At 73.6% G+C, this 25,392-nt stretch carries 20 protein-coding genes; 14 read left to right on the top strand and 6 right to left on the bottom strand.

The annotated features are described in order from the left end of the window. Positions 1–107 precede the first annotated feature (107 nt). On the bottom strand, positions 108–1,883 hold the full coding sequence (locus ABD350_RS29575; RefSeq protein ID WP_344351813.1) for an RICIN domain-containing protein: 1,776 nt from the start codon (positions 1,881–1,883) through the stop codon (positions 108–110). A gap of 541 nt (positions 1,884–2,424) precedes the next feature. On the opposite strand from ABD350_RS29575, the gene ABD350_RS29570 reads away from it, so the two are divergent. Beyond that, complete coding sequence (locus ABD350_RS29570; protein WP_344351811.1) at positions 2,425–3,492, top strand: Ppx/GppA family phosphatase; 1,068 nt, start codon at positions 2,425–2,427, stop codon at positions 3,490–3,492. Between the two features lie 25 nt (positions 3,493–3,517). On the opposite strand, the gene ABD350_RS29565 is transcribed toward ABD350_RS29570, so the two are convergent. After that, complete coding sequence (locus tag ABD350_RS29565) at positions 3,518–3,898, bottom strand: hypothetical protein (protein WP_344351810.1); 381 nt, start codon at positions 3,896–3,898, stop codon at positions 3,518–3,520. 336 nt (positions 3,899–4,234) lie between these two features. Between ABD350_RS29565 and ABD350_RS29560 the strand changes: the two genes are divergently transcribed. From ABD350_RS29560 to ABD350_RS29550, 3 genes are all read left to right on the top strand, one after another. Continuing rightward, a complete protein-coding gene (locus ABD350_RS29560) occupies positions 4,235–6,856 on the top strand; it encodes a glycoside hydrolase family 31 protein (RefSeq protein ID WP_417801507.1) in 2,622 nt (873 codons plus the stop codon). Between the two features lie 187 nt (positions 6,857–7,043). After that, complete coding sequence (locus tag ABD350_RS29555) at positions 7,044–7,505, top strand: hypothetical protein (RefSeq protein ID WP_344351809.1); 462 nt, start codon at positions 7,044–7,046, stop codon at positions 7,503–7,505. A gap of 201 nt (positions 7,506–7,706) precedes the next feature. Further along, entirely contained in the window at positions 7,707–8,675 is a 969-nt protein-coding gene (locus tag ABD350_RS29550) for an SMP-30/gluconolactonase/LRE family protein (protein ID WP_344351808.1), read from the top strand. A gap of 207 nt (positions 8,676–8,882) precedes the next feature. On the opposite strand, the gene ABD350_RS29545 is transcribed toward ABD350_RS29550, so the two are convergent. After that, positions 8,883–12,257, bottom strand: coding sequence for a pyruvate carboxylase (locus ABD350_RS29545; protein ID WP_344351807.1), 3,375 nt, complete (start codon positions 12,255–12,257; stop codon positions 8,883–8,885). Between the two features lie 314 nt (positions 12,258–12,571). On the opposite strand from ABD350_RS29545, the gene ABD350_RS29540 reads away from it, so the two are divergent. The 10 genes from ABD350_RS29540 to ABD350_RS29495 all read left to right on the top strand — a co-directional run bounded on the left by ABD350_RS29540 (position 12,572) and on the right by ABD350_RS29495 (position 23,398). Continuing rightward, on the top strand, positions 12,572–12,784 hold the full coding sequence (locus ABD350_RS29540) for a hypothetical protein (protein WP_344351806.1): 213 nt from the start codon (positions 12,572–12,574) through the stop codon (positions 12,782–12,784). A gap of 171 nt (positions 12,785–12,955) precedes the next feature. Next, on the top strand, positions 12,956–14,923 hold the full coding sequence (locus tag ABD350_RS29535) for an ATP-binding protein (RefSeq protein WP_344351805.1): 1,968 nt from the start codon (positions 12,956–12,958) through the stop codon (positions 14,921–14,923). Continuing rightward, the gene (locus tag ABD350_RS29530) at positions 14,920–15,327 is read left to right on the top strand and encodes a roadblock/LC7 domain-containing protein (protein WP_030611435.1); all 408 of its coding nucleotides are present in this window, start codon (positions 14,920–14,922) and stop codon (positions 15,325–15,327) included. The genes ABD350_RS29535 and ABD350_RS29530 overlap by 4 nt, the downstream gene beginning before the upstream one ends. Further along, positions 15,324–15,686, top strand: coding sequence for a DUF742 domain-containing protein (locus tag ABD350_RS29525; RefSeq protein ID WP_344351804.1), 363 nt, complete (start codon positions 15,324–15,326; stop codon positions 15,684–15,686). Before ABD350_RS29530 ends, ABD350_RS29525 begins: the two co-directional genes overlap by 4 nt. Continuing rightward, positions 15,667–16,329 (top strand): GTP-binding protein, encoded by a 663-nt coding sequence (locus tag ABD350_RS29520; protein WP_382466634.1) that lies wholly within the window; start codon positions 15,667–15,669, stop codon positions 16,327–16,329. The genes ABD350_RS29525 and ABD350_RS29520 overlap by 20 nt, the downstream gene beginning before the upstream one ends. Next, positions 16,326–17,537 (top strand): cytochrome P450, encoded by a 1,212-nt coding sequence (locus ABD350_RS29515; RefSeq protein WP_344351800.1) that lies wholly within the window; start codon positions 16,326–16,328, stop codon positions 17,535–17,537. Before ABD350_RS29520 ends, ABD350_RS29515 begins: the two co-directional genes overlap by 4 nt. Positions 17,538–17,649: 112 nt before the next feature. Further along, a complete protein-coding gene (locus tag ABD350_RS29510; RefSeq protein ID WP_344351799.1) occupies positions 17,650–18,876 on the top strand; it encodes a cytochrome P450 family protein in 1,227 nt (408 codons plus the stop codon). Positions 18,877–19,261: 385 nt separating this feature from the next. Then, a complete protein-coding gene (locus tag ABD350_RS29505) occupies positions 19,262–20,665 on the top strand; it encodes an isopeptide-forming domain-containing fimbrial protein (protein ID WP_344351798.1) in 1,404 nt (467 codons plus the stop codon). A gap of 177 nt (positions 20,666–20,842) precedes the next feature. Further along, on the top strand, positions 20,843–21,832 hold the full coding sequence (locus tag ABD350_RS29500; RefSeq protein ID WP_344351796.1) for an aldo/keto reductase: 990 nt from the start codon (positions 20,843–20,845) through the stop codon (positions 21,830–21,832). A 318-nt stretch (positions 21,833–22,150) separates the two neighbouring features. Further along, on the top strand, positions 22,151–23,398 hold the full coding sequence (locus ABD350_RS29495) for an MFS transporter (protein ID WP_344352096.1): 1,248 nt from the start codon (positions 22,151–22,153) through the stop codon (positions 23,396–23,398). A 28-nt stretch (positions 23,399–23,426) separates the two neighbouring features. Here the strand turns inward: ABD350_RS29495 and ABD350_RS29490 are convergent, their stop codons facing one another. From ABD350_RS29490 to ABD350_RS29480, 3 genes are read right to left on the bottom strand one after another with little or no spacing between them, the layout of a single operon-like run. Then, positions 23,427–24,158 carry a metallophosphoesterase family protein gene (locus tag ABD350_RS29490; protein WP_344351795.1) on the bottom strand — a complete coding sequence of 244 codons (732 nt, stop codon included), beginning with the start codon at positions 24,156–24,158 and terminating at the stop codon, positions 23,427–23,429. Further along, positions 24,155–24,433: a BON domain-containing protein gene (locus ABD350_RS29485; protein ID WP_344351793.1), complete on the bottom strand. Its 279-nt coding sequence runs from the start codon at positions 24,431–24,433 to the stop codon at positions 24,155–24,157. The genes ABD350_RS29490 and ABD350_RS29485 overlap by 4 nt, the downstream gene beginning before the upstream one ends. Beyond that, the gene (locus ABD350_RS29480; protein ID WP_344351791.1) at positions 24,430–25,260 is read right to left on the bottom strand and encodes a nucleotidyltransferase family protein; all 831 of its coding nucleotides are present in this window, start codon (positions 25,258–25,260) and stop codon (positions 24,430–24,432) included. Before ABD350_RS29480 ends, ABD350_RS29485 begins: the two co-directional genes overlap by 4 nt. Between the last annotated feature and the right edge of the window lie 132 nt (positions 25,261–25,392).

Below are 25,392 nucleotides of genomic sequence, written 5' to 3'. Positions count from 1 at the left end.
ACCGGCCCCGCGGCTTAGTTCAGGTTTTGATTTAAGGGATGAACCAAGCCGGCCACAAGCCTTCGGACACCACCTCCTGCGGAACCGGGGCCCGGGGTCGCCGTGCGTCAGGCCCGGGACGGGGTGAACGACAGGGTCTGTTCGGCCGCGGTACGGCCGTCGCCGAGGGAGCCGTCGGCGGCCGTCCAGGTGCGCGGCGGGGTGGTCTCGGCGAGCCGGCCCGCGGTCGCGGACAGGCCGAGGACGAGCCCGCTGTAGCGGTTGACCAGACGGTGGGTGCCCGGTGCGGAGGAATTCGCGACCACGAACCACTGCTGTCCGACGGCCGGTCCACCGGCCGGGGCGGCGGTCACCGTGGGCCGCGCTCCCCAGGCCCGGCCCGCCGTCCGCGCGGAGTCCACCCCCAGCAGGCGGCCGGTCGCCGCATTCGCGATGGTGAAGGAACCGTCTCCGGTCGGGGTGAAGGACCACGACTCGCGGGCGGAACCGGTGGGCCGGCCGAGGGAGGTGACGGCGGAACCGCCGGACTCCTGGGCGAGGATCCGGCCGGTGCCGGCCGCGACGCGGTAGCGGCGGCCGGGGTCCACCGGCGGGGCGGCCGGGGTGGCGGAGTCCACGGTGATGTCGGTGTACTCGCCCGAGGAGCCGTGGGAGCAGCCGAAGGAGCAGTAGGCGCGGAAGGTCCGGCCGAGGACGGCGGAGCCGGTGCGGCTCGCCGGATCCAGGAACCAGCGGTACCAGGAGGCGGTGGTGTAGTCACCGGTGTCGCCGATGAGCTGCCACTTCTGGGTGGCCAGGTCGTCGGTGGCGTACAGGTACTGCGGTGCGCCGCCGCTCTGGTCCACGGCCTGCGGGGTGCCGATGTACCGGCCGAGGTAGGCGTCGTAGGCGATGTTCATCACGAACAGCGGTGAGGTCGGGGGCATCTTCCCGGCCGCGATCTGCTCGGCGGCGGTGCCGGTGTTCGCCGGGTCGTACTCGGCGCCGACGGGGGTGTAGCCGGTGGGGTGTCCGGCGTCGACGGGGACGATGTTGCTCTCCCGGCCGCCGGTGCCGGGCTGGGACCAGGTGCCGCCGTACCACTTGCGCCAGGAGCCGGGGGCCATCTTCGCGGCGATCGGGGCGCGGGCCACGTGTTCGTAGAAGGCCTTCCAGCCGCCGCTCTTGTCGACGATCCGCGAGCCGTAGAAGACGTAGAAGTAGCCGGACGCGGTGTCGGCGAACAGGCGCTGGTCGCCGTCGCCGTAGGAGTACGTCTCGTGCGGGAAGGCCGTGGTGTCGCCGCGCCTGGTGCTGTACGGCGAGGTGATCACATGGTCCTTGATGGTCCAGGTGCGGCCCCGGTCGGTGGAGACGGCGTAGTCGATGGCGTCGTAGTGCAGTCCGTCGCCGAAGGGGCGCGGGGTGAACTCGTTGTGCACCAGGCCGTACCAGTGGCCGGTGTCGGGGTCGATCCACACCCCGGACAGGTCGCAGTAGTTCTTCTGCGCGTAGCCGGAGCCGCCCGGCGCGTACGTCGCCTCTCGCCCGGTGGGGCTGTTGTTGCAGCGCCAGGTGGTGTCGTCGTTGCGGTCGGCGGGGTTGGCCGGGTCGGCCGCCTCGCTGAGGGTCCGGTCGAAGACGGCGGTGTCGAAGTCCTTGCCGGTGTAGAAGTCCCAGACCCGGGGGTCGTCGGCGCCGTACAGCGCGGCGGACTGCTGGTAGTGGAAGGTGCCGTCGCGGTCGGTGAACGGGGTGGCGGGGGTGTCGGTGGGATGCGGGAACGGCATGGGGGTGCCCACGGTCACGGTGTAGCGGGCGTCGGCGGGGGACGCGGTGCCGCTGCCCAGGACCAGGGCGACGGCGGCGGCCACGGCGCCGCCCGCTCGGATCGACAGTCGCACGGTAGCTCCTAGTTGCCGGAAGGCCGGTCGCACGGAACGATCCGGCCCCGGCCCCCGCGCGGCAATGGACTCCCGTCCCCCGCCTCTTGCACTTTCGCGCGGCCCACGGCCGGGTTCACGCACCCGGCGCGGGGCGGTCCGGCTCGGGCGGCACGGCGGACAGCGATATCTCCCGGGCGAGTTCGCACGCAAGGCGCTCGCCGGCCGCGGCCGGGCGCACCGTCCCGGTGCCCGCGGTGTCGCGGGACGGGGCGCGGCTGACGGTGATGCGGTCGTCGAGGAGGTTCCGGCCGAGACGGCCGCGACGGCCGTGCGGGCCGCCGTGTCCCCGCGGGCGGTGGGGGCCGTGGCGGACGTGGTGTGCGGCTGGTGGGCGCCGACGGACGGGCGCCCGCTCGCCCCCGGTCCGTGCGCCGCGCGCTACCGGCCCGCGTCGGACTGCCGCGCGAGCCGGTGCCGGGGCGCGGTCCGAAAGGTCCGTGCACCGGAACGCCCCTCGTGCGAGGGGTGATCGCGCCGGTGGAGTGGGTACGTCCCGGCCATGCGGGTGAGTGTGGTGGACGCGGGGTCGAACACGGTGCGGTTGGTGATCGCGGACGTGGAGGGGGGCGTGCCGCTGCCGGTGCACACGGTCAAGTGGAAGTTACGGCTGTCCGAACACCTGGGCCCGGACGGCACGATCGGCGACGAGGCGGTGCGGCGGCTGGTCGAGGCGGTGGACGCGGCGAGCGCCACGGCCCGCCGATGGCAGGCGGCGGGCCCGCTGGCCTTCGCGACCACGGTGGTCCGCACCGCGCCGAACCGGCGTGAGGTGCTGCACCGGGTGGCGTCCGGGACCGGGGTGCGCATGTGCACCCTGCCCGGGGAGACGGAGGCCGAGCTGACCTTCCTGGCGGCCCGGCGCTGGCTGGGCTGGAAGGCGGGCCCGCTGGCGCTGCTGGACATCGGCGGCGGCTCGCTGGAGGTGGCCTTCGGGCGGGGCCGGATGCCCGGCTTCGTGGCGTCCCTGCCGCTCGGCGCGGGCCGGCTGACCAGGGAGTACCTGTCCCTCCAGGACCCGCCCGGGCCAGAGGAGCTGAAGGAGCTGCGCCGCCGGGTCCGCCATGAACTGCGGGACGTGGCCGCGCGGATCCGCTGGGAGCGTCCACGCACCGCCGCCGTCACCTCCCGTACGTTCCAGCAGCTGGCCCGGCTGTGCGGGGCGCCGCCGGGCCGCTACGGCCCGTTCGTGGAGCGGGAGTTGGCGTGTCGGGACCTGCGCGAGGCGGTGCGCGCGCTGGCCGCGCTGCCCGCCGCCGAGCGGGCCCGGCTGCCGGGGATCTCCGCGCCGCGCGCCGCGCAGTCCCTGGCGGGGGCGGTGGTGGGGCACACGGCGCTGAAGCTGATGGGCCTGTCCCGGGCCGTGGTCTGCCCGTGGGCGATCCGCGAGGGCGTGCTGCTGCGCTGTGCAGAGGAGGGCGCCGACTGGTGGACGGACGTCACCACCGGCACCGGCACCACCGGTACCGGCGCCACGACCACCGGTACCGCCGCCGGCGTCGACGCCACCGTCGACGCCGGCGCGCCGCCCACGACGGCGGTGCTGCGCGTCGCGGGTCCCCCGGCCTGACCGGCCCGGGCCCGGGAGGCCGTGGTCAGGAGACGTGCCTGAGGCGGGGCAGGCAGCCGAACCAGTTCACCGTGTCCTCGTCGGTGGTGTAACCCAGGCACCTGATGCTTCTGTCGTGCAGGGTGCCGGTCCGCTCGACGCCCCCGTCCAGGTAGTCGTTCTTCTGGTGGGGCTGGACGAGGGTGTCGAACTCGACGGTGTACCAGCGGTGGTCCTGGTCCGGCACGCTGCAGTGGCGGGCGGTCACGTTACGGCTGGGCCCTTCACTCCATATGGGCCGTTCGGCGCGGTCGCAGTGGGCGCGGCCGGCGGCCTCGGCGGTGCCGGCGCCGGTGCCGAGCAGGGCGGCGGCGCCCGTGGCCACCGCCGCGCCGACGCCGAGCAGACGCTTGAGAGCAGGTTTCATCGTGTGGACCTCCTACCGGCTGTGCGGCCGGAATCGCTGTGTCACCTTGCTGTGATCGTCACACCGGTCCGCGGGTCCGGCCCGTCGGCCGCCGGCACAGTCCCCCGACCCGGTGACCCGGGTCCCGCCAATGCAGCAGACGGCGGCCCGGTACGGCGCTCCGGCGCCCGGCGACCCTCCCGGTATTGACATGTACCTGCGTCTGCCCCGAGGCTTCGTGCGTGAAGTTGCTCGATTGACGCTTGTTTCAAGCGCTTGCGAGCAACATCAGCCAGGACAGTCAATCCGCGAAGGTGCGAGGGGAGCTGTTCCGCCGTGCGAAGACTCCGACATCGTGTGCCATGGCCGGCCTGGGTTCCGCTGGGGCTGGCGACCGCCCTGGCCGCGACCGTGCTGTCCGGTCCGGCACCCGCCGAGGCCGCCCCCGCCGTCTCCGGCGCCGTACTGGACCCCGCCCACGCCGACGTCAACTGGCGGAGTCCGGTCTACGCCAAGGGCACCGGCGCCGGCCCCGAGAAGTGCCCCACCGATGCCGCCGACCCCGGCGGCACGGTCTGCCACCGCTTCGACCTCACCGTGTCGGTGCCGGACGGCTACTGGAACGACAACCCCGAGGGCGGCGTCCCGCTGTCCATCACCTGGGAGCGCCCCTCGGACGACTTCGACCTGTACGTCTACGACGACCACGGCGAACAGGTGGCCTCCAGCGCGGGCACCGCCGACCCCGAGGCCACGGTGATCCCGCGCGCGTCGGGGACGTACCACGTACTCGTGGTGCCGTACGACGTGCACGACAACTCCTTCACCGGCACCGCCTACCTGCCCGCGACCACGGACGCCGGCGACCTCACCTCCTTCTCCGGCGAAGACGGCCGGTACACCATCAAGGCCGGCCGGCTGACCGCACAGGCCGACTTCCTGAAGGGCGGTCAGCTGCGACTGCAGGCCGACCCGTCCGGCGCGACGAGCGATCCGGCCGGAACCGCCATCGTGCGCCGGCGGCCCGCGCTCCAGCGGAACACCTCGTCCTTCGACGCCGGCGACTACTACGGCATCCGCGCCCCGGGGGCCGTGCTGCGCGTGTACAAGAAACCCCTGCGGTTCGGGCTGTACCGGTCCGACAACCGCACCCGGATCTGGCAGGAGGACAAGCCGCTGCGCTGGTCGACCGGCGGGATGCGGCAGAGCCTCGCGCGCGGCGCGGACGAGCAGTTCTTCGGCGGCGGCGAGCAGAACGGCAGTCTCACGCACCGCGGCCGGACGATGTACGTGGCCAACAGCTTCGACTGGAACGAGGGCGGTTACAACAACTCCCAGCCGTTCTACCTCTCCAGCGCCGGCTACGGCGTCTTCCGCAACACCTTCGCACCCGGCGTGTACACCTTCGGCTCGCCGGTGACGACCGGTCAGCAGGAACGCCGGTTCGACGCCTACTACTTCCTCGGCGACGCCAAGCAAGTGATCGGCAAGTACACGGCGTTGGTGGGCCGGCCCTTCATGCCCCCGGTGTACGGCCTGGAACCGGGCGACTCCGACTGCTACCTGCACAACGCCAACCGGGGCGAGCGGCACACCCTGGACGCGCTGAAGATCGCCGACGGCTACACCGAGCACCGGATGCCGCTCGGCTGGATGCTGGTCAACGACGGGTACGGCTGCGGATACGAGGACTTGGAGCAGACCGCCCAGGGCCTGAAGGACCACCACGCCCAGCTCGGCCTGTGGACCGAGGACGGCATCGACAAGCTCGCCGAGCAGGTGAAGGCGGGTCAGCGGGTGGCCAAGCTGGACGTGGCCTGGGTCGGCAACGGCTACAAGTTCGCGCTGGACGCCTGTGACGCCGCCAAGAAGGGGATCGAGGACAACAGCGACGCCCGGGGCTTCGTGTGGCTGCCGGTGTCCTGGGCCGGCGCCCAGCGCTGCGGGGTGCTGTGGAGCGGCGACCAGAAGCTGTCCTGGGACTACATCCGCTGGCAGATCCCGACGTACGCCGGCGCGACGATGTCCGGCATCGCCTACAACACCGGGGACGTGGGCAGCATCTACCGCCACGACGCCGAGATGTACACCCGCGACCTCCAGTGGAAGGCGTTCCTGCCGGCCATCATGACGATGGACGGCTGGGCGAGCGACCTCACCACCGGCAAGCCCGCCGACCAGCAGCCGTGGCGGGACGGCGAGCCGTACACCTCGGTCAACCGCAAGTACCTCCAGCTGAAGGAGCGGCTGCTGCCGTACATGTACACGCTGTCCGCCGAGGCGGCGAAGACCGGTGTGGGGGCGGTGCGGCCGCTGTGGCTGGAGTACCCGGACGACCCGGCCACCCTCGGCGAGCGGGCGAAGTACGAGTTCCTGTCCGGGCCGGACTTCCTGGTCGCGCCCGTCTACGAGGACTCCGACACCCGTGACGGCATCTATCTGCCGAAGGGCACCTGGACCGACTACTGGACCGGGCGCACCTACCAGGGGCCGACCACGCTCGACGGCTACCACGCCCCGCTGGACACCCTGCCGCTGTTCGTGCGCCAGGGCGCGATCGTCCCCATGTGGCCGCAGGGAACCACCAGTTGGCAGACCCGCGACCGGCACGAGCTGGACTGGGACCTGTACCCGGCCGCGCACGGCACCAGCCACTACACCCTGTACGAGGACGACGGCGTGACCCGCGACTTCGCCCGGGGCGCGGCGGCCACGCAGAAGGTGTCGGTGCGCTCCGACGCCCGGGGCACGACCGTGACGGTCGGCGCGAGCCGGGGCGCGTACGCGGGCAAGGTGGACGCCCGGGCGTACCGTTTCACGGTGCACGGCGAGTCGGCACCCGCGCGGGTCCTGCTGGACGGCCGCCCGCTCCCGCGCTCCGCCTGGTCCCACGACCCCGCCACCCGTGTCACGACCGTCACCACGGCCCGGCTGCCGCTCGACCGCGGCTTCTCCCTGCGCCTGCCGGCCACGCGGTGACACCCCTGCCGCACGCTCGGTGACGTGACCGCGACGGCCCGCCGGAGGGCGGGGCCCAGCCTTGCGGGCCCCGCCCTCCGGAACACCCCCGGCAGTACGGTCCGACCTGCGCGACTGGTGCGAACGGCGGGACGGTCGTAGCGTCGGGGACACGCGTTCGGACCAAGCACGACGGGCGGGAGCGGCGATGCGCGCATCAGTGGTGGGAACGACGGTCACCCTGGCGGCGGGAGCCCTGCTGACAGCGGCCATGACGACGGCCTCGGCCAGTCCCCCGGACACCGCGACGCCACCGCGCCACACCCGCGCGGCCCAGCCCGTCCTGGTCGACTGCCTGTGGCAGCGCACCGTCCGCCCCATCGACTTCATCCTGGCCTGCGGCGACGGAAACAGCCGCCTCACCGGGCTGCGCTGGTCCGAGTGGGGCCCGGGCGAGGCGACCGCCGTGGGCGTGAACGTGGTCAACGACTGCGAGCCGTACTGCGCGGCCGGCACCTTCCACTCCTACCCGGTGACCGTCCGCCTCGACGGTGCGAAGCCCTGGAAGGACCGCCCGGGCGTCGACCACTACACCCGGATCAGCCTCACCTACCCGGGCGACCGCCCGGAGGGCTACCAGCAGGTCATGAGCTACCCGCTCTGGGACTGACGGCCCGCCGCCGGGCGGCGGACCGGGCGTTCCCCGGGCCGCCACGGCCGGTTGCCGTCCGGGTGTGCGTCGTACGGTGCGCCCCGGTGGTCCGCGCGGGCGAACCCGCGGCCCCGGCTCCCGCCACCGGCGGTCCGTCCACGGTCATGTTGGTGTGGCCCCGCACGCCGGCGCCCCGCGCGCCGACCGAAAAGAGGTCACATGCCCCGACGCCCCCGCCTGACCGGTGCCGCCACGGCCGCGCTCGCCCTCGGCCTGGTCGCCGCCGCGCCCGCCACCGGGACCGAGCCGCCCGTCGGCGACGCACGTGTCGTCACCCGCTTCGACCCGGCCGCCGGGCAGAGACCCGAGAACATCGCGCTGGAACCCGACGGCTCCGCCGATCTCACCTTCGCCTTCGCCCGTACGGTCGCCCGCGTGGCCCCCGACGGGACCCGCACCACCCGCGCCGAGCTGCCCGCGGTCGCCCGCCCGGACACCCCGCTCGTGCGCGGTGCCGTCGTCACCGGGATCGCCCGCGCCCACGACGGCACCCTGTACGTCAACTACGCCACCGGCACCCGGGCGACCGGCGTCTGGCGGATCTCCCCCGGCGGCGCCCCGGTGCAGATCGCCGCGCTGCCGTCCGACGGATTCCCCAACGGCCTGGCCCTCGACGGGCACCGGGGCGTGCTCTACGCCGCCGACTCGGCGCGCGGCACCGTCTGGCGCGTCCCCGCCTCGGGCGGCCGGGTCACCGCCTGGTCCCGCCGGACGGAGCTGCGGCCGTCGCGCACCGGGGCCTTCGGCGCCAACGGCATCAAGCTCCACCGCGGCGCCGTGTGGGTGTCGAACACCTCCCGGGGGACGCTGCTGCGCTTCCCCGTCGGCGAGGACGGCTCCGCCGGGGCACCGGAAATCCGGGCGCGGGGGCTCGACGGCATCGACGACTTCGCCTTCCCCGGCTCCGGCCGAACCGTCCTGGCCGCGCTGAACGGCAGCGACCGGGTCGTGCTGGTCCGGCGCGACGGCAGCCACACCGCCGTCCTCACCGAGGCGGACGGGCTGGCCGGCCCGACCTCCGTCGCCGTACGCGGGCGTACGGTCTACGTGCCCAGCGCCGCCTACCGGACCCAGCGCGACCCGAACCTGCTGCTGGCCCGGCTGCGGTACCACTTCGGCCGCCTGTAACCGGGCCGCGCGCCCGCCGCGGCCGGGACGGACGCGGCCGCGAGCAACCGCCGTGGACCACCGGGGCGAACCGGCGGCCGGCGCGGGATGCCCCGCCCTGCGGGGTGCCGTGCCGTGCGGCCGGTACGGCGCCGGTGGCCCGCATCCGGGAGGCGCGCGGCGACGTCTCCCACCGCCCGGGGGCCACGGCCGTCGGGCGCGGGTGGGTCAGGCGATTTCCACCAGCAGGTCGCCGCCCTCCACCTGCTGGACCCGGTTGATGGCCAGGCGGGAGACCCGGCCCGCCTTCTGGGCGGTGATCGTGGCCTCCATCTTCATCGCCTCGATGGTGGCGACCGTGGCACCGGCCTCGACCTCGTCGCCCTCGGTGACGGCCAGGGTCACCACACCGGCGAAGGGTGCCGCGACATGCCCCGGATCGCTCCGGTCGGCCTTCTGCGTCGCCGGGACGTCCGAGGCGGCGGCCCGGTCCCGGACCTGGATGGGCCGCAGCTGGCCGTTGAGCGTGGACATCACGGTGCGCATACCGCGCTCGTCGGCCTCGCCGATCGCCTGGAGCTCGATCAGCAGCCGGACACCGGGCTCCAGGTCGACGGCGTACTCCTTGCCGGGGCGCAGGCCGTAGAAGAACGCCTTGCTGTCCAGCACGCCGGTGTCGCCGAAGGACTGGCGGTGCGTCTCGAACTCGCGGGTGGGGCCGGGGAACAGCAGCCGGTTGAGGGTGGCCCGCCGGTCCTTGGCCAGCCCCTCGCGGTCCTCGGCGGACAGCTCGGGTTCGGGCCTGGGCGCGGCCCGCCCCCGGAGCGCCTTGGTGCGGAACGGCTCCGGCCAGCCGCCGGGCGGGGTGCCCAGCTCGCCGCGCAGGAAGCCGATCACCGAGTCCGGGATGTCGAACGTGCCCGGGTCCGCCTCGAAGGCCTCCGGGGCGACCCCGGCGCCCACCAGGTGCAGGGCGAGGTCGCCGACCACCTTGGAGGACGGGGTGACCTTGACCAGGCGGCCGAGGATGCGGTCGGCGGCGGCGTACATCGCCTCGATGTCCTCGAAGCGGTCGCCGAGGCCGAGGGCGACGGCCTGGGTGCGCAGGTTGGACAGCTGGCCGCCGGGGATCTCGTGGTGGTAGACGCGGCCGGTCGGCGAGGCGAGGCCCGCCTCGAAGGGGGCGTAGATCCTGCGGACACCCTCCCAGTAGGGCTCCAGGTCGCCGACCGCCTGGAGGTCGAGGCCGGTGGGCCGTTCGGAGTGGTCGGTGGCGGCGACGATCGCGGACAGCGACGGCTGGGAGGTGGTCCCGGCCATGGAGGCCACCGCGCCGTCGACCGCGTCCACGCCCGCCTGGACCGCGGCGAGGTAGGTGGCGAGCTGGCCGCCCGCGGTGTCGTGCGTGTGCAGGTGCACGGGCAGGCCGAACTCGCGGCGCAGCGCCGAGACCAGCTTGGCGGCGGCCGGCGCGCGCAGCAGGCCCGCCATGTCCTTGATCGCGAGGACATGGGCGCCGGCCTCGACGATCTGCTCGGCCAGGCGCAGGTAGTAGTCCAGGGTGTAGAGCCGCTCCGCCGGGTCGCCGAGGTCGCCGGTGTAGCAGAGGGCCACCTCGGCGACCGCCGTGCCCGTCTCCCGTACGGCGTCGATGGCGGGGCGCATCTGGCCGACGTCGTTGAGGGCGTCGAAAATGCGGAAGATGTCGATGCCGGTGGCGGCGGCCTCCTGCACGAAGGCGTCGGTGACCTCGGTCGGGTACGGCGTGTAGCCGACGGTGTTGCGGCCGCGCAGCAGCATCTGGAGGCAGATGTTGGGGACGGCCTCGCGCAGGGCGGCCAGCCGCTCCCAGGGGTCCTCGGCGAGGAAGCGCAGCGCCACGTCGTAGGTGGCGCCGCCCCAGCACTCCAGGGAGAGCAGCCGCGGCAGGGTGCGGGCGACGGCCGGGGCGACCGCGAGGAGGTCCTTGGTGCGCACCCGGGTGGCGAGCAGGGACTGGTGGGCGTCGCGGAAGGTGGTGTCGGTGACGCCGAGGACCGGCGACTCGCGCAGGTGCCGGGCGAAGCCCTCGGGGCCGAGGTCCACGAGGAGCTGCCGGGACCCGGCGGGCGGTTCCCCGGCGGGCAGCGGCGGCAGCTTGGTCAGCGGGTCGGGCAGCTCGGGCCGCTCGCCGTGCGGCTTGTTGACGGTGACGTCGGCGAGGTAGGTGAGCAGCTTGGTGCCGCGGTCGGCGGAGTGCCGGGCGGTCAGCAGGTGCGGGCGCTGCTCGATGAAGGAGGTGGTGACCCGGCCCGCCTGGAAGTCGGGATCGTCCAGGACCGCCTGGAGGAAGGGGATGTTGGAGGCCACACCGCGGATGCGGAACTCGGCGACCGCGCGCCGGGCCCGGCCGATGGCGGCCTGGAAGTCGCGGCCCCGGCAGGTGAGCTTGACCAGCATCGAGTCGAAGTGCGCGCTGATCTCCGTACCGGCGTGGGTGGTGCCGCCGTCGAGCCGGATGCCGGAGCCGCCCGGGGAGCGGTAGGCGCTGATCCGGCCGGTGTCCGGACGGAAGCCGTTGGCGGGGTCCTCGGTGGTGATCCGGCACTGGAGGGCCGCGCCGCGCAGGGTGACCGTGTCCTGGGAGAGGCCGAGGTCGGCGAGGGTCTCGCCGGCGGCGATGCGCAGCTGGGCCTGGACCAGGTCGACGTCGGTGACCTCCTCGGTCACGGTGTGCTCGACCTGGATGCGCGGGTTCATCTCGATGAACACGTGGTGGCCGGCGCGGTCGAGGAGGAACTCCACCGTGCCGGCGTTGCGGTAGCCGATCTCGCGGGCGAAGCGGACGGCGTCGGCGCAGATCCGGTCGCGCAGCTCCGGGTCCAGGTTCGGCGCGGGGGCCAGCTCGATGACCTTCTGGTGGCGGCGCTGCACCGAGCAGTCGCGTTCGAAGAGGTGGATGACGTTGCCCTCGCCGTCGGCGAGGATCTGCACCTCGATGTGGCGGGGTTCGACGACGGCCTTCTCCAGGAAGACGGTCGGGTCGCCGAAGGCCGAGGCGGCCTCGCGGGAGGCGGCCTCGATGGACTCGCGCAGCCGGGCCGGGTCCTCGACGCGGCGCATGCCGCGGCCGCCGCCGCCCGCGACCGCCTTGACGAAGACGGGGAAGCCGATGTCCTCGGCGGCGCGCACCAGTTCGTCCACGTCGGTGGAGGGCGGGCAGGAGCCGAGGACCGGCACGCCCGCCGCGCGGGCGGCGGCGACCGCGCGGGCCTTGTTGCCGGTCAGCTCCAGCGTGTCCGCGTCGGGGCCGACGAAGGTGATGCCCGCCTCCGCACAGGCGCGGGCCAGTTCCGGGTTCTCGGACAGGAAGCCGTAGCCCGGGTAGACGGCGTCGGCGCCCGCCCGGCGGGCGGCGGCCACGATCTCCTCGACGGAGAGGTAGGCCCGCACCGGGTGCCCCGGCTCCCCGATCTCGTAGGCCTCGTCGGCCTTCAGCCGGTGCAGCGAGTTGCGGTCCTCGTGCGGGAAGACGGCGACGGTACGCGCGCCGAGTTCGTAGCCCGCCCGGAACGCGCGGATCGCGATCTCTCCACGGTTGGCGACCAGCACCTTGCGGAACATCCTGGATTCCCTTCAGCTGCCTGTCGGCGACGAACACCCTGGTCTCGGCCCGCCCTGCCGTCACTCGCGGCAAACCCTAGGGGCTGCCCTCACGGGCCGAGGTGCGAAAACCATCACACCGGTGGGGTGGCCGGCGCCACAAGGGCGCGCCGCCCCGGCCGGACACCGGCAGAGGCGGTCCCGCCGGAGCGGACCGGTGTTCGAGCGCGAACGGGCGGCCGGTACGTTGGGCGGAAAGAAGCCGAGGTGCGCCGTTGTCCCTGGCACGACCAGGATCCTCAGCACTCGTCCGCGTTTCCGAGAGAGGGACAGCCGTGATCTGGTGCCCGCGATGCGACCAGGGCTGGGTCGTCCGTGCCCGCGTCCCGCGCCGAAGCGAGATCTTCCTGGTGTGCGAGGAGTGCGACACCGTGTGGGTGGACCGACAGCCGCACGCCGGTCCGCCGTTCCTCATCCTGGAGGAGTACCTGGCCCGGTTCGGGCTGGACGGCCTCTGGTCGAACATCGAGCTGCTGACCGAAAGGTGATCTTCGCCCCCATTGATCCACCTCCGAGTGGGGGCAGCTCGGCGCGAATGACGGTCCTGATACGGGAAGGCAATGACACCGGTTCTTTTTTGATCACGAACTCTCGTATAGTGACCGCGAATTCACGACCTGTGCCATGTCTCCCAGCCGCACGAGGACCAGACCGGACTGATGACCGCGCCCACGCATCCCGGCGACCGACCCTCCCTCCGTACGTTCGTCTCCGCTCTCGCCGTCACCGGTGTGCTGTCGGCGCTCGCGGTCTGCGCGGCCGTGGCGGTGGCACCGGGCGCGGCACGCACCCCGCTCGCCGGCGGCGGAGCCGTGGCGGCGGTCGTCCTCAGCGCGGCGGTGGCCACGGCCGCGCACGCGCGGCGCACCACGCGGGCCACCCGGCAGCGGCTGGAGGAGGTCACCCAGGACGTCGGACGGCTGCTCCAGCAGCAGGCCCGCACGACCGAGGAGGCGGGCCGGGAGCAGCAGCGGCTCGTCGGTGAACTGACCCGGCAGCGCACCGAGCTGACGGAGTCGTTCGCCGCCGAACGGGACCGCCTGATCGCCGAGGGCACCCGGGAGCTGGACCGGCTCCGGCAGGAGAACGCCCGGCTGGCGGGCGAGTTGGAGCAGGCCCGGCGGGAGCGGTCGGCCGCGATCTCCGCGACCTCCAACGCCGCCGCCCGGATGCAGGCCCTGGCCACGGCCACGCTCGCCGACCTGCGGGCGATGGAGGAACGGCACACCGACGAGGACGTGCTGACCGATCTGCTCCACCTCGACCACCGCACCGCCCAGGCCGGCCGGCTCGCGGACTCCATCGCCGTGCTCACCGGGGCGCGTTCGGGGCGCCGGTGGGCGCGGCCGATCGGGATGGAGTCGATCCTGCGCGGCGCGATGGGCCGGATCGCCGGCTACCGGCGGGTGCGGGTGCACTCGACGAGCGAGGCCGCCGTCGCCGGGCACGCCGCCGAGGGCGTGATGCACGCGCTCGCCGAACTCCTCGACAACGCCGCGAACTTCTCGCCGCCCACGGCCGAGGTCCACGTGTACGTGGAGGAGGTGCCGTCCGGGGTCATCGTGTCGGTGGAGGACAGCGGGCTGGTGATGGGCGATGTGCAGCTGCGCCGCGCCGAGCGGGCGGTCGCCGGGGACGTCGCCGAGCTGGGCGGTCTGACCGGCACCCGGCTCGGGCTCGCCGTGGTCGGCCGGCTCGCCCGCAAGCACGGGCTCAAGGTGTCGTTCCGGCCCTCCGCGCGCGGCGGCACGGGCGTGCTGCTGCTCATCCCGCAGTCCATCCTGACCAGCCCCGCCCCCGCCGAGCCGGCCGCCGCGGCCCCGCCCGCCCAGAGCGCGGTCCCCGCGCATGGCGGGACGCCCGCGCCGGCTCCGGCCGCGCTGGAGGCCGCCCCGGTCCACGAGTCCGCCGCGCCGCCGGAACCGGGCCCGGCCGGGCTGCCCAAGCGGCGCCGGGGCCGTACGCTCGCCGAGGCCGAGCGTGCCCGGTCCGCGTCCGGCACCGAACCGCGCAGCGCGCCGACCGCCGACGAGGGCAAGGCCCGCGCCGCCCGCTTCAGCAGCTTCCGCCAGGCCGTCCGCCCGTCGGCACCGCCGAGCCCGCGACCGGCGGCCCCGGCCGGCCCGTCGGAGGACGAGCCCCCGGCCCGCCCGGCCGATCCGGCCCACCCCTCCGACCCAGCCGACTCGGCCGGCCCGGCCCACCCCTCCGACCCGTCCGTTCCGTCCGATCGCTCCGATTACTCCGGCCCGCCCGGCACATCCGACGCGCCGCACGCGCCGGCGCCGGACGCCCCCGCCTCCGTGGCCCCGGCCACCCCGGACGGCCCCATCGCCATGCCCACGGCGGCGGCCCCGGACGACCGGACCACCGCGGCCGGGACGACCGCCGACAACGGGACCGCCGCAGCCGGGACGACCGACGGCGACCGGACCCCCGTGCCCCCGGCGACCGCCGCCCCGGCCGGGCGTCCCCCGTACGAGGCCGACGGATACGGCCCGTACGGGACCGACGAGCACGGCTCCCCCGCCCCCTCCCACCCGCGGACGCCCACTCCCACGCCCACTCACTCGCAGCACCCGCACTCGCACTCGCACTCGCACCCGGAAGGCGACACCACTTCATGACCGGCCCGACCACCGCCGACGACAAGCTCACCTGGCTCCTGGAGGGCCTGCTGGAGAGGACCCCGGGTGCCCGGCACGCGCTCGTGCTGTCCCGGGACGGGCTGAAGCTGTGCCGGACACCGGAGCTGAGCGTCGACCAGGCCGACCAGCTGGCCGCGATCGCCGCCGGCATCCAGTCCCTGTCGCACGGCGCGTCCGTGGAGTTCGGCGACGGCAGCGGCGGGGTGCGCTCGGCGATGACCGAGTTCTACGGCGGTGTGCTGTTCATCGTGGAGGCGGGCGCCGGCGCCCATCTGGCCGTGATCACCACCGAGGACGCGGACGCCGGTGTCGTCGGGCACAACATGAGCGAGCTGGTCGAGCAGCTCGGCACATACCTGACCGCTCTGCCCCGTACGTCATGAGCGGACCCGGCAGGAACCGTCCGGGCCGCGACGACGCTCCCGACCGGCTGTACACCATCACCCAGGGACGCAGCCGGTCCGACCCCGACAACCCCTTCGACCTGGTCACCCTCGTGGTCGCCGAGTCGGAGCCGACGGCCGGCATGCAGTCGGAGCACGTGGCGATCCTGAAGCTGGCCCAGTCCCCCGTCTCGGTGGTGGAGATCGCCGCCGAGCTGCGGCTGCCCGTGGGCATCACCAAGGTCCTGCTGTCCGATCTGCTGGCGGCGGGCCGGGTCAGCGCCCGGCACCCGCGCCGGCCGGCCATCACCGATCCCGACATCCTGGAGCAGGTGCTCGTTGGACTTCGCAACCTCTGACATGGGGGTCCCCCCGCTTGAGCGGAGCCGAGAGCGGGGAAGCACCCCGTTGGGTGCCTCCGCCGACCAAGGCTTCAAGATCGTGGTCGTGGGCGGCTTCGGCGTCGGCAAGACCACGCTGGTCCGCTCGGTCAGCGAGATCCGTCCCCTCAACACCGAGGAGACGATGACCCAGGCCGGCGAGGCGATCGACGACATCGCCCAGGTACGCGGCAAGTCCGCGACCACGGTGGCCTTCGACTTCGGCCGGATCACCCTGGACGCGCGCAATGTGCTGTACCTGTTCGGCGCGCCGGGCCAGGAGCGGTTCTGGTTCCTGTGGGACCGGCTGTTCACCGGCACGCTGGGCGCGGTCGTGCTGGTGGACACCCGGCGGATCGACGACTCCTGGTACGCCATCGACCGGCTGGAGCACCACCGCACGCCGTTCATCGTGGCCTGCAACGACTTCGGCGGCCCGGTGCGGGCCGGCGCGGACGTCCGCGAGGCCCTCGACCTGGATCCGCATGTGCCGCTGGTCGACTGCGACGCCCGCTCCCGCGAGTCGGGCAAACAGGTGCTGATCACGCTGGTGCAGCACGTGAAGAACCGGTACGCCGACCCGTCCGCGCGGGCGGGCCTGCCCCGACAGGAGTACGTGTGACCACCCCCGACGCCGTCCCGCTCAGCGGACCGCGGTTCCAGACCGAACCCGCGCGCCTGTACCGGGAGATGCGGCGCGATCACGGCGCCGTGGTGCCGGTGCTGCTCGACGGTGACATCCCGGCCTGGCTGGTGCTCGGCTACCGGGAACTGCACCAGGTCACCGGCGATCCCGTGCTGTTCAGCCGGGACTCGGACCTGTGGAACCAGTGGGAGAACATCCCCGAGGACTGGCCGCTGCTGCCGATGATCGGACGCAAGCAGCCGTCGATCCTCTACACCGTCGGCGAACGGCACCGGCAGCGCGCGGCGATGGTGAGCAACGCGCTGGAGGCGGTGGACCCGTTCGAGATGCGCGGGCACGCCGAGCGGTTCGCGGACGAGCTGATCGACGCGCTGTGCGCCGCGGGCGAGGCCGATCTGATCGCGCAGTACGCCATGCTGCTGCCGGTGCGGGTCCTCGCCCGGCTGTACGGGTTCTCCGACGAGGACGGCCCCGGACTGGTCACCGCCCTGAACGACATGATCGACGGCCGGGAGCGGGCACTGGCCGGGCAGGCGCATCTGGCCGGTTCCATGGCCCGGTTGGTCGCGGACCGCAGGAAGGAGCCCGCGGACGACGTGGTCTCCCGGATGCTCGCCGACGACAGCGGGTTCAGCGACGAGGAGATCGTCCAGGACCTGATGGTGATGATGGCGGCCGGGCACCAGCCGACCGCGGACTGGATCGGCAACTCGCTGCGGCTGATGCTCACCGACGACCGGTTCGCCGCCTCCCTGTTCGGCGGGCGCAACAGCGTCGCCGAGGCGATGAACGAGGTGCTGTGGGAGGACACGCCCACGCAGAACGTGGCGGGCCGCTGGGCCGCCCGCGACACCCGCATCGGCGGCCGGGCCGTCCGGGCGGGCGACCTGCTGCTGCTCGGTCTGCAGGGCGCCAACTCCGATCCGCAGGTGCGCACCGACGCCTCGGAGCTGACCGGCGGCAACAACGCGCACTTCTCCTTCGGCCACGGCGAGCACCGCTGCCCGTTCCCCGCGCAGGAGGTCGCCGAGGTGATCGCGCGGACCGGCATCGAGGTGGTGCTGGACCGGTTGCCGGACATCGACCTGGCCGTGCCCGCCGACTCCCTCACCCGGCGGCCCTCACCCTGGCTGAGAGGACTGACCAGACTCCCCGTCCGGTTCAGCCCGGTCCCAGCCCGCTGATCCCGCGTCGCCCCGGCCGGTGCGTCGTGCGGCCGGGGGTCCGGGGGGGTCTCTCCCCGGACCGGCGCCGTACCCGCGCACATACGACCACTGCCCTGGGAGGCACGTCACGATGACGACCGGTACCGCAGCACCCCGTATCGCCCTGGACCCCTTCGTGACCGACCTGGACGCCGAGAGCGCCGCCTTGCGCGCGGCCGGTCCGCTCGCCGCGGTCGAACTGCCGGGCGGCGTCCCGGTGTGGGCCGTCACCCACCACGCCGAGGCCAAGGCGCTGCTCACCGATCCGCGCCTGGTGAAGGACATCCAGGTGTGGGGGGCCTGGCAGCGCGGCGAGATCCCCGCGGACTGGCCGCTGATCGGCCTGGCCAACCCGGGCCGCTCCATGCTCACGGTCGACGGCGCCGACCACCGCCGGCTGCGCACGCTGGTCGCGCAGGCGCTCACCCCGCGCCGGGTGGAGCGGATGCGGGAGCGGATAGGGAAGCTCGCCCAGGGCCTGCTGGACGCGCTGCCCGCGGACGGCGGGACCGTCGACCTGAAGTCGGCCTTCGCCTATCCGCTGCCCATGTACGTCATCGCCGATCTGATGGGGATGGACGAGGCGCGGCTGCCCCGGCTGAAGGTGCTGTTCGAGAAGTTCTTCTCCACCCAGACCCCGCCGGAGGAGGTCGGGGCGACCCTGGCCGAGCTGGCGGGGATCATGGCGGAGACGGTGGCGGCGAAGCGGGCCGAGCCGGGCGACGATCTGACCAGCGCGCTGGTCCTCGCGGCGGAGGACGGCGACCGGCTCACGGACGCGGAGATCGTCTCCACGCTCCAGCTGATGGTGGCGGCGGGCCACGAGACGACGATCTCGCTGATCGTCAACGCCGTCGTGAACCTCTCCACCCACCCCGAGCAGCGCGCCCTGGTGCTGTCCGGGCGGGCCGACTGGTCCGCCGTGATCGAGGAGACGCTGCGCTACTCCACGCCGACATCCCACGTTCTGATCCGGTTCGCGACCGAGGACGTGCCGGTCGGTGACAAGGTGATCCCGGCCGGGGACGCGCTCATCGTGTCGTACGGCGCGATCGGCCGCGACGAGAACGCGCACGGCCCGACCGCGGGCAGCTTCGACATCACCCGTGAGACGCGCAACCGGCACATCTCCTTCGGCCACGGCCCACACGTCTGCCCCGGCGCCGCGCTGTCCCGGCTGGAGGCGGGGGTCGCCCTGCCGGCGCTGTACGCCCGTTTCCCGGGCCTGGACCTGGCGGTGCCGGCGAGCGAGCTGCGCAACAAGCCGGTGGTCACCCAGAACGACCTCTTCGAACTGCCTGTACGGCTGAACCCGTAGGCCACCGGCGCAGCGCCCTCGGCGCACGGCGTCGGTGCCATGCGCCGAGGGCGTCAACTTCACGCCCGTCGATTCACCTCGGGCAAGGGTGAGCGACACCGAGACGAGGAGGCGATTTCGGCCACGGCTGAGCTGGCAATTGGTGTCAGGCATACATGGGTGACTGGCGGGGCCACGGCCCCGGGGGCGACGAGCCGTCGAGGGGAAGGGGCGCGGGAGACCAGCGGCTGAAACCCGCTGAACCAGGTTGGCGAGAGCCGTTCGGCCGTCTCTTCCCGGGGGGCGCACGCATGCGCTGCGCTGACTGGCGTTCAGGCGTCGCCACCGGCGCATTCACGACCGGCCGGGGGCGCACTCCAGCAACGCCGAGGCAAGGGGAAGTCCCATGACCACACCTCCCACCGCTCCGCTCCGGGTCGCGCTCGTCAACGGCGGCTTCGAAGAGCCCACCGTCAGCAACTACGAGATCCTGCCGGACGCCTCGCAGGCACAAGCGCCGAAGCACGTCCCGGGCTGGCTCACCACCGCGACCGACCACATGATCGAGCTGTGGCGGTCCGGGTTCAACGGCGTACCGTCGGCCGAGGGCGCGCAGTTCGCCGAGCTGAACGCCAACGAGGTCGCCACGCTGTATCAGGACCTGCCGACCACGCCCGGGTCCACGCTGTACTGGCGGCTCTACCACCGTGGCCGGCTGGGGCAGGACACCATGGCCCTGGACATCGGCGCGCCAGGCTCACCGGTGGAGCAGCGCCGCTTCACCGACGGCACCACCGCCTGGGGCTACTACACCGGCACCTACACCGTCCCGGTGGGGCAGACGGTGACCCGTTTCTCCTTCCGGTCCGTCTCCGCGGCCGGCGGCAACCGGGGCATCGGCAACTTCCTCGACGGCGTGTTCTTCGGCACCGCTCCCTTCGTGGAGCTGACCAAGTCCGCCGTCCCGGTGGGGCCGTTGCAGGTGGGTGACGTCATCACCTACCGCGTCACCGCGAAGAACGAGGGCGGCGGTCCGGCGGAGAACCTGGTGCTGACCGACGACATCCCGGAGGGCACGACGTATGTGCCCGGGTCCCTGCGCGTCGTGGACGGCCCGAACGCGGGCCCGAAGACCGACGAACAGGGCGACGACCAGGCGTACTTCGACGAGGACACCAACAGGGTCGTCTTCCACCTGGGCAACGGCGCGTCCGCCGGGCAGGGCGGCAGCCTGCCCAGCACCGAAACCGTCCCGGCGGGCACCACGGTGGAGTACCGGGTGGTCATCGACCGGTCCGCCGGCGGCACACGGATCAGCAACACCGCCACCGCCACCTACGAGAACCGGCTCGGCGACACCCCCGAACCGCTGACCTCCACGTCCGACGAGTCGGTCACCGAAGTACTCCCGGCCGCCGACCTGAACGTGACGAAGTCGGCCGACGCGACCACGGTGACCGTCGGCCAGACCGTGACCTACCGCATCACCGTCCGCAACACCGGCCCCAACCAGGCCACCGGCGTCGTCGTCACCGACGAGCTGCCGTACGGCCTCACCTTCCTGTCCGCCGACAGCGCGTCCGGCACGTACGACCCGGCCACCGGCGAGTGGACGGTCGGCGACGTGGCCGACGGCGCCACCGCGACCCTCGTCCTGCGCGCCAAGGCCACGGAGGCGGGCCCGCTCACCAACGCCGCCACGGTGGCCGGCAACGAGACGGAACCGGACACCGCCGACAACACCGACTCCGTCACCGTCTGCGTCGAACCGGCCCCCTCCTGCTGCGCCCCGTGCGCACCGCGCGACTAGCGGCCGGCACCGCCTGACGCACCTCGCCAGGGCCCCGGCACCGTCTGGGACGGTGCCGGGGTCCTCGCGCGCGGCACCCGCTCACCCCCGTATGCCGGAGCGGCGTCTTGACTTCGAGTGCGCTCCAGCTCGTAGCGTCACCGGTGAGACGACGACCCAGTGCGAAAGGGAAACGCCATGCACAAGCGCGGCCTGCGGGATCTTCAGGTGTCGGCCATCGGGCTCGGCTGCATGGGGATGTCCGTCTTCTACGGCTCCGCCGACCGGGCGGAGGGCATCGCGACCATCCGGCGCGCCCTGGATCTCGGCATCGACTTCCTGGACACCGCGCAGCTGTACGGCCCGCTCACCAACGAGTCGCTGGTCGGCGAGGCGGTCAAGGGGCGCCGGGACGAGTACGTGATCGCCACGAAGTTCCATTACCGGATGGACGACGCCGTGCCCGGCGACATGAGCACCATCGGTCCGCAGGACGGCTCGGCCGAGCACGTCCGCAGCTCGGTGGAGGGCTCGCTGCGACGCCTGGGCACCGACCACATCGACCTGTACTACCAGCACCGTGTCGACCCGAACGTGCCCATCGAGGAGACCGTCGGCGCGCTCGGCGAGCTGGTCGCCGAGGGCAAGGTGCGGTACATCGGGCTGAGCGAGGCGAGCGCGGAGACGATCCGGCGCGCCCACGCCGTGCACCCGGTCACCGCCGTGCAGAGCGAGTACTCGCTCTGGTCGCGGGACGTGGAGGCCGAGGTGCTGCCCGCCTGCCGGGAACTGGGCATCGGTTTCGTGTCGTACTCGCCGCTCGGCCGCGGCTTCCTCGCCGGCCGCTTCTCCTCGCCCGAGGAACTGGACCAGGGCGACTACCGCCGTACGAGCCCGCGCTTCACCGACGCCAACCTGGCGGCGAACCTGCGGCTGGCGGAGAAGGTCAAGGAGATCGCCGCCGAGAAGGACGTCACCCCGGCCCAGCTGGCCCTCGCCTGGGTGCTGGCCCAGGGCGAGGACGTGGTGCCGATCCCGGGCACCAAGCGCCGTACCTACCTGGAGCAGAACGCCGCCGCGGCCGGCATCGAACTGACCGGGGAGGACCTGGCCCGTATCGACGCCGAGCTGCCCGAGGCGGCGGGCGAGCGGTACGACGAGGCGGGGATGCGCGCCATCAACCTGTAGGCGGGCAGACCGTGGGGCCGGGGTGCTGTGAGGAACCCCACGCGGGTGCCAACCGGCCTGTTCGGAGGGTGTTTCCCCCGGTCACCGGCCGCGGCGCGGGGCCGGTGCGGTGACGACTCGGCCGTCCCGTCTGCCACCATGGTCGGCGCCCTGACCAGGCGGCCCGGCCATGCGACGCAGCCGGCCCACGGACCCCGCCGGTCGTTCTCCCGCCCCCTGGTTGTCGAGTACCCCGCCGTGCCCTCTGCCTCTGCCGTGCCCACCCCCGCCCACGCCCCGGCCTCGCGTTCGCCGTGGCGGTCCCTGCGCCACCGGAGCATGCGCTGGTGGTCGGCGGCCAACTTCGTCTCCAACGCCGGTACGTGGATGCAGCTCACCGTGCAGAACCTGCTGGTGCTGCACATCACGGGCTCGGCCGCGGCCACGGGTCTGTCGATGTCCGTCCAGGCGGCGCCCGCCCTGCTGGTGAGCCTGCTCGGCGGCGCGGCCGTGGACCGCTGGCCCCGGAAGCCGACGGTCGCCGTCAGCCAGGCGCTGCTCGGCGCGGTCGCCTTCACCACGGCGCTGCTCGTGGCGCTGGACCGGATCGACATGACGGCGCTGCTGGTGCTGGCCGCCGTGACCGGCGTCATCGCCACCGTCGACGGGCCGGCCTGTGCCCTGCTCGGCAACGATCTGGTGCCCGTGGCGGACGTGCCGTCGGCGATCGGGGTGGGCGCGCTGGTGCACAGCGCGGGCCGGCTGGCCGGCACCGCCCTGGCCGGGGTGGCCGTCGGCTTCCTGGGCACGGCCTCCGCGTACGCCGCCAACGGGCTGTCGTTCCTGTTCGTGGCCTCGGTGGTGCCGTTCCTGCGGCCGGCGCCCGGGGCCGCCGGGGATCCGGCGGCCGGGCCGCGGACGGCGCCGGCACCCGCGGAGCTGACCGTACGGGAGGGCCTGGCCTTCTTCGTGCGCAGGCCCCGGCTGGTCGCCCTCGCGGGCATCACGGGTCTCAGCTCGGTCTTCGGCCGCAACTACGGCCTGACCCTCGCCGTCCTGGTCACCGGGCCGCTCGCGGGCGGCGCCGGGTCGTTCGGCACCGTGTCCACCGTGCTGGCCGTCGGCGGCATCATCGGCGCGGTCCTCGGCGCCCGGATGCGCAGGCCGTCCGTGCGGACCGTGGGCCTGCTCGCGGCGGCGGGCGCCCTGCTCCAGGTGGTGGCCGGTCTGTCGCCGTCGCTGGCGGTGCTGCTGGTGCTGGTGCTGCCGATGGCGGTCGTGGAGTCCGTCTCCGACACCGCCGGTACGGCCGTGCTCCAGACCGACCCGCCGCCCCATCTGCGCGGCCGGGTGCTCGGGGTGTGGAGCAGCGTCGGCACGGTGTGGAGCCTCGGCGGGCCGCCGCTGCTGGGCCTGCTGATGGAGTGGGCCGGGGCGCGCGGCGCCCTGGTGGCGGGCGGACTGCTGATCGCCGGCTCGATCGGCGCGGGCCTGCTGGTGCGCCGCCGGAGCGGGCCGATGCCGGTGCCGGTGGCCGCGAGGGGCGGCGATGTGACCGGCCGCGAGGCCCTGGGTACGGCGGCCTGACGGCCGGACCCCGGGCAGGCGGCCCGGATCAGGCCGCCGTCCCGGGCAGGTGGTACACGTGGAAGGCCTGGCCGATCACCGGCTGGGCCACATTGCGTACGCGCACCCCGCCGGTGGTCATGCCGTGCTCGGTGCCGGCGTGGGCGTGGCCGTGCACCGCCAGGTCGGCACCCGCGGTGTCGATCGCCTCGGCGAGCAGATAGCTGCCCAGGAACGGATAGATCTCCAGCGGCTCCCCGGCCAGGGTGTCCGGCACCGGGGAGAAGTGGGTCAGCGCTATCCGTACGTCGCAGTCCTGCTCCTCCAGGTCCTTCAGGGCGCTGTGCAGGCCGTCGGCGAACCGGCGGGTGTAGCGGACGAACTCCTTCATGAGGGGTTCGCCGAACTCCCCGGCGCAGCGGCCGACGAAGCCGCCGCCGAAACCCTTGGTCCCGGCGACCCCGATCCGGCCGCCGTCGGCGGTGACGACGGCGGCCTCTCCTTCGAGGACGTGGGCGCCGGCGTCCCGGAGGATCGCGCTGACCTCCTCGGGCCGTTCGTCGTGGTGGTCGTGGTTGCCGAGTACGGCGACGACGGGCACCCCGAGGTCCTTGATCTCACGGGCGACGACCGCGGCCTCCTCCGGTGTGCCGTGCCGGGTGAGGTCGCCGGCGAGCAGCAGCACGTCGGCGCACCCGGGCAGGGTCTCGAAGGAGGAGCGCAGCGTGCCCTGGCTCTCGGGGCCCATGTGAATGTCCCCGACGGCCGCGACGCGGATCATGTCAGGTCCTCTCCGTGGTCGGGCGAGGAGGTCCCGGCGATCAGCAGGTCGCTGTGGACGGGATGCCCCGCCAGTTCCTCGCGGGCCATGCGCAGGATGTCGTCCCGGCACTGGGTGGACGGCACGGTTCCGGTGAGCAGGACGACGTCACCGCGCAGTTCGAGTCGTACGCCGAGTTCCCCCAGTTCCCCGGCGGCGAGGTGTTCGGCCAGGTGGGCGACGCGGTAGTCCAGGTTTCCGGCCGCCGGCGGGGGCGGCGGGCTCGTGTCGGTCATGGCCGGCCCTCCTGGGCGTCGATCACGTTCAGCCGTTCGAGGAGGAAGAGGAAGGCGGCGGGCATGGGCTCGGCTCCGCAGGCCCTGCGGACCGCCTCCCAGTCGACCTTCTCGCGCACGGCGCGGGCCACCGGCAGGACGGATCCGAAGTCGCAGTAGTGCTCGGAGAAGGCACTGATCAGGCTCTGGATCAGATCGGTCGGGCTGAGGACGGGCATGAGCACCGAGTCGACCGGCAGGACGTGGGCCCGGTCGAGCATCTCGCGGGTGACGGGCTGGTGGGCCAGCGAGAAGATGATGTCGACGTTCTGCCCGTGACAGGTGGTCTTGATCAGCCAGTCCTCCGGCGGGACCCGTACGCCGAGTCCGGCCTCCCGCAGGGTGGCGGCCACCGCCTCGGCGTCCTCGGGGAGGATGGCGAAGTCGGCGTCGTGCTGGAGGTAGCGGCTGCCGCCGTGGGCGTAGACCGCCACGCTGCCGGCGAGCGCGAAGGGATGGCCCGCGCGTTTGAGGAGGGCGCCGATCTGCTTGGCGGCCTCCAGGATCGCCTGGCTGCGGTCCTGCGGCAGCTCCGCCGGGTCCGGGCCGGACCCGGGCGGCTGCTCGTTCGGCTCCGGAACGGGCGCGGGCCGCGGCTCCCCGGGATCCGGGGCCGACGCGGGCTCCGTCTTCGCCGGATCGGGGGCCGACGCGGGCCACGCCCCCGTACGGCCCGAAGGCGGCGCGGACGGCAGTTCCGTCGGATCGGTGGCCGAGTCGGCCCTCGGTTCGGTCGGATCGAAAGCGGAAGCGAGCCCCGGTCCCGTCGAGCCCCTCGGCCCGGACATCGGGCCCCTCGGTCCGGAAGCGGAAGCGAGCCCCGGCCCCGTCGGACCCGCGGGCCCGGAAGCGGACGCGGCTCGCGGTGTCGCGGGCTCGGGCGCTGGCGCGCGGTGCGGCCCGTGCGGGGCGAGGCGGAG

It is taken from the genome of Streptomyces nogalater, from assembly GCF_039532885.1.
Lineage (GTDB): Bacteria > Actinomycetota > Actinomycetes > Streptomycetales > Streptomycetaceae > Streptomyces > Streptomyces nogalater.
This window is presented reverse-complemented; position numbering and strand designations above follow the sequence as displayed.